8 protein-coding genes and 1 riboswitch are annotated in these 7,256 nt (G+C 35.9%); of the genes, 4 read left to right on the forward strand and 4 right to left on the reverse strand.

The window, feature by feature from the left end; genetic code table 11:
* The first annotated feature begins 127 nt into the window (after positions 1-127).
* From KKC91_10300 to KKC91_10315, 4 genes are all read left to right on the forward strand, one after another.
* A complete protein-coding gene (locus tag KKC91_10300; protein ID MBU0478942.1) occupies positions 128-511 on the forward strand; it encodes a YggL family protein in 384 nt (127 codons plus the stop codon).
* A gap of 154 nt (positions 512-665) precedes the next feature.
* The gene (locus KKC91_10305; GenBank protein ID MBU0478943.1) at positions 666-1,022 is read left to right on the forward strand and encodes a hypothetical protein; all 357 of its coding nucleotides are present in this window, start codon (positions 666-668) and stop codon (positions 1,020-1,022) included.
* 357 nt (positions 1,023-1,379) lie between these two features.
* The gene (locus KKC91_10310) at positions 1,380-1,853 is read left to right on the forward strand and encodes a helix-turn-helix domain-containing protein (GenBank protein ID MBU0478944.1); all 474 of its coding nucleotides are present in this window, start codon (positions 1,380-1,382) and stop codon (positions 1,851-1,853) included.
* A gap of 719 nt (positions 1,854-2,572) precedes the next feature.
* Entirely contained in the window at positions 2,573-2,773 is a 201-nt protein-coding gene (locus KKC91_10315; GenBank protein ID MBU0478945.1) for a hypothetical protein, read from the forward strand.
* Positions 2,774-3,211: 438 nt separating this feature from the next.
* Here the strand turns inward: KKC91_10315 and KKC91_10320 are convergent, their stop codons facing one another.
* The 4 genes from KKC91_10320 to KKC91_10335 form a co-directional block, all read right to left on the reverse strand.
* Complete coding sequence (locus tag KKC91_10320; GenBank protein ID MBU0478946.1) at positions 3,212-3,400, reverse strand: tautomerase family protein; 189 nt, start codon at positions 3,398-3,400, stop codon at positions 3,212-3,214.
* A gap of 133 nt (positions 3,401-3,533) precedes the next feature.
* Positions 3,534-5,150, reverse strand: a complete 1,617-nt coding sequence (locus KKC91_10325) for an ankyrin repeat domain-containing protein (GenBank protein MBU0478947.1) — start codon at positions 5,148-5,150, stop codon at positions 3,534-3,536.
* A gap of 267 nt (positions 5,151-5,417) precedes the next feature.
* A complete protein-coding gene (locus tag KKC91_10330; GenBank protein MBU0478948.1) occupies positions 5,418-5,618 on the reverse strand; it encodes a helix-turn-helix domain-containing protein in 201 nt (66 codons plus the stop codon).
* Between the two features lie 14 nt (positions 5,619-5,632).
* Complete coding sequence (locus KKC91_10335) at positions 5,633-6,802, reverse strand: protein kinase (GenBank protein ID MBU0478949.1); 1,170 nt, start codon at positions 6,800-6,802, stop codon at positions 5,633-5,635.
* A gap of 50 nt (positions 6,803-6,852) precedes the next feature.
* Positions 6,853-6,941, reverse strand: a riboswitch (cyclic di-GMP riboswitch).
* Between the last annotated feature and the right edge of the window lie 315 nt (positions 6,942-7,256).

Here is a 7,256-nt window from a genome sequence, read left to right on the forward strand (position 1 = left end):
TATTTTAAGGTCATACTTTTTATAATAAATATATTTTTGCCTATTTTTATTGAGGTTTTAAGCAATTTGAGCTATGGTAACATTAAAGTAGAAGTGACTGTTCAATAATTAATGTTCAATCTGAGAGATGAAAAAACGACTCCGCAAAAAGAAGCACTACAGTGAATTCACGGAGTGGGGACGACAGCTCGTCATCACCCGGAATCGGAAAGACGGATTTGATGAGTTCCTCGACGCCTTCATCGAGGAAGCCGTCGAAGCAAACGGTTGTTACTGTGGTGGTGGCGGGAAAGATGACAAGCTCGATGTTGTCGTGGAACTTGGTCGTCGTAGCTCTGATCCCGATGCCAAGCTGAAACGAATCACTGCCTGGCTTGACGCCCGTCCCGACGTAGACGGATGGAAGACAGGGGATGAATTCGACATTTGGCACGGGAACTTCGACGACATCGAAGAAAAGATCGAACAAGATGAATCCACGGTATTTGTCGCTAACGCGCCAAAACCGTGATTCACGCAGAACCAAGGATTTTCTATCAGCTTTCTGCGCCCATGTTTCTGACTCTTTGACTATTGTCCTATTAAATATTTCAGTTCCTTATATGTTCAAAAAGTTGTTTATCTAATATATTGGATAGTAGTTCAATATATTGGGAGAAAGCCCGATGCGAAAGAATATATTAGTTACCACAAATGCGCAGAAGGTGTTGCATTTTCTTATAGACCACCCGATTCGGGATTTTCTTGAAAGCGAGATTCAAAAAGCAACCAAAATCAGCAAATCAGGAGTTAACTATGCACTCCGCGAACTAGTCACTACAGATTTTCTTTTCAGGACTAAACGTGGGAAAGCTTTCTTTTATACACTCAATCATAAAAACATTGTTGTTAAACAACTCAAAGTAATAGAAACAATAGATCAGATTAGTGGTATCCTGAAAAAATTAAAGCTGCTGTCCTCCAAAATAGTACTTTTTGGCAGTTCAAGCTCCGGACAGCGATATAGATTTATTAATCATTAGTCGTAATAAAGAGCATATAATTCAACAAATCAAGAGCCATCGAAACAAGAGAAATATCCAGAGCATAGTCTATTCTAATCTGAATTTTATTGAAAAGAAAAAGACAGATCCGATTTTCTACGAACAGGCAAATAAAGGAATTGTCTTATGGGAAGAGGAGAGCCATGAGCTTTAAGGAATGTTATGTCTGTCCTAAAAACTTGTAGACTGGTCTACCAACACTGCAACGCATAAAAAAGAGATAAACTTGCTATTTGTAGACTATTTTATGTTTTTGTCTACCTAATTAATATTTTATTATTAGAAAAAACGCAATAATTGTTACATAATAAATAAAACTATGATATTCTTAGTAATATGAAAAGATTAAAAGCGCTAAATCTAGATAGTAAGAATATTATTGCTGCGATTCAAGATGAAATATCCCGTTCTCCAAAAGCTCGCTATTATCACCGGCTACATGTTGCCTTATACGCCCTAAAAACAGGCAGTTGTTATAAAGCTGCCTCTGTTTATGGACATTCGCCTCACAGTGTTTATAACTGGCTTCATCGTATTGAGGCAAATGGCCTGGCTGGATTGCAGAAAAGCGCGCGTCAAGGATGTTCTCCTAGGCTTAATTCTACGCAAGAGACGTCACTGCGTTGGAGTTTGTCTTTCCCGCCCAAAAAGCTTGGATATACTCAAAATGTATGGACAGGGAAATTCCTTTCGCATTTTTTAAAAACCCGTTATTCAGTATCTTTGTGTACCCGTCAGTGCCAAAATATTTTAAGCCGTTTTAGATCTCTAAGGAAAGAAAAACCCATTAAAAACAGGATAATTATCTAAAATTACCTGCAATTTTTATTTAATACACAAACAAATGCGCGCAACCACTTGTCTAACATTCTCAAGCAGTTATGATATGGTAAAAATGTGAAAGCAAAGAAGAGTTAATTTCTTTACAAATGTGCGAAAAGTTTTTTGCATAAACATAAAGGCGTTAACAACGTAAGCTAAGCCCCTTTTTGAATTTATTAATACACGCCCCTAGCTCCCTGTTTTTTGTTGTTATAGAACATTAAGATTGATATGTGCAATTATTTATTGCTTTTTATGCTTTTGCGAAGAAAATTGCCTAAAAACGGTGAAATGCAACTTTTTCTTCCGTTCACACAAAATTTAAAAACATTATTATAAATTGGTATACCACGTGTTTTAAAATCACTAAAACTCGGTAAAAATAACAATATTGTCAACCTATTGATACTCAATAGGATATGTTGTTTTTAGCCCTTTTTTACTGTTTTTATCGTATACCATATAACATATTGCCTTATAATAAGTTACAAAAGCAAAATGCCCTTTTAAAAACACCTGTTGGTGCATCAGGTGTGATGAATTATATTAACTCTATAATATTGTATAAGTTTTGCTTACTTGACAGCTATTAATAATATTGTTTTTTCTATAATAATGTAAATTAATTTGTCTAATGTTTTATTTTTTGTTGTTTCTTCTATAAAATAAGCGTATGTTTTAAAGAGATAATTAAGAAAGTTTTTAACATGACAAAAAGCAAATTAATGTCTAAGGAAAAATTATTACAAGAGATTTCTAAGGTCTTTGATGTAAAATTTGAGGAGACAAAAAGGCACTTTGAGGTAGTGGTTGAGAGGCTTGAGAAACAAATTAGCGCGATAGTCGAACAACGTAGAACTCTTATAAAAAACCAAGAAGCAATAAAAGGCGAACTTGAGGGGAGTTAAACTAGCTGTGTGGGATAATAGAGTAGAGATAGGAGGGAACAAATTAGTGAAGGCTATATTTACGTTGGCAAGTATGATAAACTTTTATCATGAGATCTTTCCTGGTAAATTGGCGGGGAAATAAACTCTTTTCTAGTGCCCATTTTGTGCCCAAACTACCCCAAAACAGGTATAAAGTCATCGTAAGTAATATAAGTAATGTAATTTGGTAAGTGTATGTTAGACAAGAACTAAAGTCGTATCATATTGGTGTTGAAGAGGTTGTAAAAATCCTCAAAATAGAATCCCCCCTTCGGTACCATTCTTTTTAAACTCGTAACTTGCTCGTTGACAACCACTTATAAAAATGGCGTTGTGCCCAAATGGTGCCCAAAACCCGCAAAAAAGGACTTGGTCATCCTCTGCATTAGAAACTACCCACTGAAGCTACTTCTCCGTTTACTTCCTGTCGATTATCAATTTTCCAGCGACGCCTACGTTCTCGGGAGAATTCTCCTTGATGAGAACGACGATCGTTTCCCGTGGCAAGCCGTATGCTTTAGTGGCAGCATCCGTTAGCTCTTGAACAAGAATTCTCTTCTTGTCTACGTCCTCAATAATAGGACCTTCGATACTAATGTTGGGCATCTATTCTCCTTTCTCTACTGTTTCTAACACTAATTATTGAACGTTTACTATTACCTTAGTGTACTTGTACCTAAAATTGCTTTTATTGTTTTATACATAACAAATTTCTCCCGTATTTTTTTATACATGAGAATTAAAAGTTTACATTGATTATTGGGGAAAACGGTAGTTTTCCATTTTTGTTGATGTTAATCAATCCAATTTGGACGCCTTTCATATCTTTGCAATTATTAACAATACCAATCTGGAGACCTGTTGTTTTAGCTGCAAGTACATCATTGACTACTCCCAATTGAACGACTCTTATGTCACTATGATCCTTTTTAAAACTAAAAATTTGATAACGACGTGCAACATTAAGTACTCCTAGTTGAAGACCTGTAATTTTGGCTTTCTCCAATTCACCACTAAATTTCATGTAATTCACAATTGGAGCAATCTGGATGCCTTTCGTGTTGTCTCCACTTACGGCGTTAACTGCACCCAATTGAATGCCTTTCATTTCGCCTGAAAAATTTAATCCTCCTAATTGTATTCCTGTTGTTTTTTCTACTCCTCCAGACGCACAATTAGCTACTCCCAATTGAAGACCTCTCATGTTGGCTGTCCAGTTTAATAGACCCAATTGAATACCTTCCATTCCTCCTGTAAAATTAACTCCTCCTAATTGAATACCTTTAACGCCACTCCACAACATGTAATTCATAATTGGAGCAACCTGGATGCCTATTATTGGTCCTCCAACTATACAATTAATCCCTCCAAATTGAATGCACTGCACAAATCCATAATCAGTCCTATCAGTATCACAAAAATTGAGCAGTGCATTTATCTGAATAGCCTTGACATTTCCGTAAGATATACTTGCTAAGCCTACATCAATACCATAGAGACTGCTATATTCTCCGTAGGATGGATCCATGTTTGATCCATAAGGCAAATTAAGTCTCAATCCGTAGATACTCCAGTCACTCGAAACAAGCTGAACAGGATTCCATATGGATATTTGGAGGGGTGCCCAGGATCCAGAAGAAGTATATGGCATTCCAAGGTAGTTTGGTTTAGATCTTTTGGCTCCATATTTCTTGAGTAATTGGACTGTCTTTGTCCGATATTTTCCTTCTGCGCAGCTCAAAGCCGTCATTCCATGTTTGCCTTTTACATTTACATCCGCACCATTGTCCAGCAGGACTTTTACAATGTCACTATCTTTCCTTTCTGCCGCAGTCATCAAAACCGTCCAACCATTCTTGGCTTTTGCATTGACATCAGCGCCTTTACTTAGCAAATATTGCACAGTATCCGCGCTGCAGTAGCCTGCTGCATGTATTAAAGCAGTTATATTGTACTTGTTTCTTGCATTCACATCAGCACCTTTGTCTAACAGAATTTTTATAATCTCAACTTTCCCCCATTGTGCTGCGTACATCAAAGCCGTTTCGCCATAATTGTCCTTTGCATTTATATTAGCCTCTTTCTTTGAGAGGATTTTTGCAATGTCAACGTGTCCTCTTTCTGCTGCATACATTAAAGCCGTTTTGCCATAGCTCTCTTTTGAATTCACATCAGCACCCTTATCTAACAAAGCCTTTACTTCTGCAGTGTCGCCTTCTTTTGCCGCATCCAACAATAATTTTGTAAGTTCCTCAGCAGAATTTTCTTCTGCAAAGGAAATAACAGGCGTATAAATACCAGCTGTCAAAATTAATATTAACGCAATTGTTAAAATTGCTTTTATTGTTTTAAACATAATAATTTTTTCTAAAACGACTCTATCTTCCACTCCCCAAAATGATTGTATCTTCCATGCTCTATCCCCATTATATTATAGAATTACTCTTAACTCAAAGGCAAATGTATAAATAATGCTTCTTATGGAAAAATTCTGTACGGGGGAGAATATTGGTTCTTGTGCCCATTTTGTGCCCAAACTACCCCAAAACAGGTATAAAGTCATCGCAAGTAATATAAGTAATGTAATTTGGTAAGTGTATGTTAGACAGGAACTAAATAAGATTCAGCTGTATTTTGAAGTGTCAACTTCCTTCTCTGGCTCAATCATGGCAATAAGTTTCTCCACGTCCTTGTATTTAAAGACAATCTCATTATCTAAGCGATAGGCTTTAATCTTTTTGCTCTTAATAAGTTCTAACATTTCTGCTCTACCGAGCTTTAACGTCTGCTGAACCTCGTTCCTTGTTAGATATTTTCCTGCCATTTTCCCTCGTTTCTTTATTTAATACTCTCCACAAATTTAGAAAGGGACTCTTCTCTTTCTTTATCGTTTGAGACAAATTGTATGCCAATATTGCAATCTTCTTTCTTGTGTAAATGCCAGATTATTTGACCATTTAGTTCTAAATATTTCTGAATGTCTAGCACAGGAATTCTCACTTGGAGCCTCATCTTCTCTTTTATTCTAGAATGCTCTACATCTTTATATCTCGGTATTCTTATACGAACCCCGCCAAGACTTATGTCCTTTGTGTAGCCATAATATCCAATTAAATGTTTTGTTAAATCATTTTGCAATCTCAGCTCAATTCCAATATTAACAGTATACCGCGGATATTTTCTTCTCTCTTGATCTATCCAACTAGTTGTTTTTACAGTTCTTTCTATATCTAAAACCAACTCCTCTATGCTTTGATACCTTTCAGCAGGATCAATATTAAGAGTTTTTAAGACAATGTCCTCAAAACCCTTGAATATTTCTTGATTATAAACTCGTGGCGGTTTAATAGGCATATTTAGTTGCTGGAAAGCAATTTCAGCAAGAGCCTCTCCATCAAATGGTCTCCTACCTGTTGCAAGTTCATACATAACAACCCCAAGAGAGTAAATATCAGATCGTTCATCCCCTCTATATCCTTTTACTTGTTCAGGAGACATATAATGTGGAGTACCAGCTCTTTCTCGTACTTTTATGCTATATTTGTCCTTTTCATAAGCTAAACCAAAATCTATTATTTTCACGTCACCACCTTTTGTCAAAATTATATTCCTGCTTTTTATGTCCTGATGAATAACGCCTTTTTTGTGAATATACCCAAGTATGTCACATACTTTAAGAATTATACTGATGTAATCCTTTGAGATAGCACCATGCGCTTTTATCAGCTCTCTCAAGTTATATCCGTCAATATATTCCAGTATAATATATTGAGAATCTTTCTCTTCCCCGAAGTCGTACACCTTGGGAATATTTTCATGACTTAATTTCTTCATTATTTCAGCTTCGTGAAAAAATCTGTCGATACGTTTTTGGTCAGTATCAGGTTTTATCTGCAATATTTTAATAATTACATTTGTTTTGTCTTTAATCCCTAAATAAATATCTGCAAAATCAGTAGAAGTAAGATATTTATCTATTTTATATCCTGATACGTATTTCCCAATCATAGAAATAAAAAACCCATCCAAGCCCTGACCTGAACGGGTTCCCTTTTTATTTCGGCAACCCAGCTACCATAAAGTTTACAACCTCTTAGGTCTGTAGGCTTTGCGTCCTATCCTTTCGGATAGTTTGCCTTTATCGACTAACCTAAATTTTCAATTAACTACTACTAAGTATATATCACAGTTATCTAAAAGTCAAGCCAAAATGGAAATGGGTAATGTAAAATATTTTATGCAAAAGTAATTGAGATAGGAAAAAGAAAGGGCTATCCTCTCTCCTAAGAAAAAAACAGAATCCCGAGAAAGTATCGGGAAAAAGGAGAAGAGAGAATGCGTCCAGGAAAATATGATACGCTAAATTTTAGCGAAGGCAAGCAAAATTTAACCTACATGTTAAAGGAAGCAGAAAGAGACCTTTGGGGATTTATGAGAGAGCAAAGCAGGATTAACTATAAAA

The organism is bacterium (assembly GCA_018812485.1).
In the GTDB taxonomy this organism is placed as follows: domain Bacteria; phylum JAHJDO01; class JAHJDO01; order JAHJDO01; family JAHJDO01; genus JAHJDO01.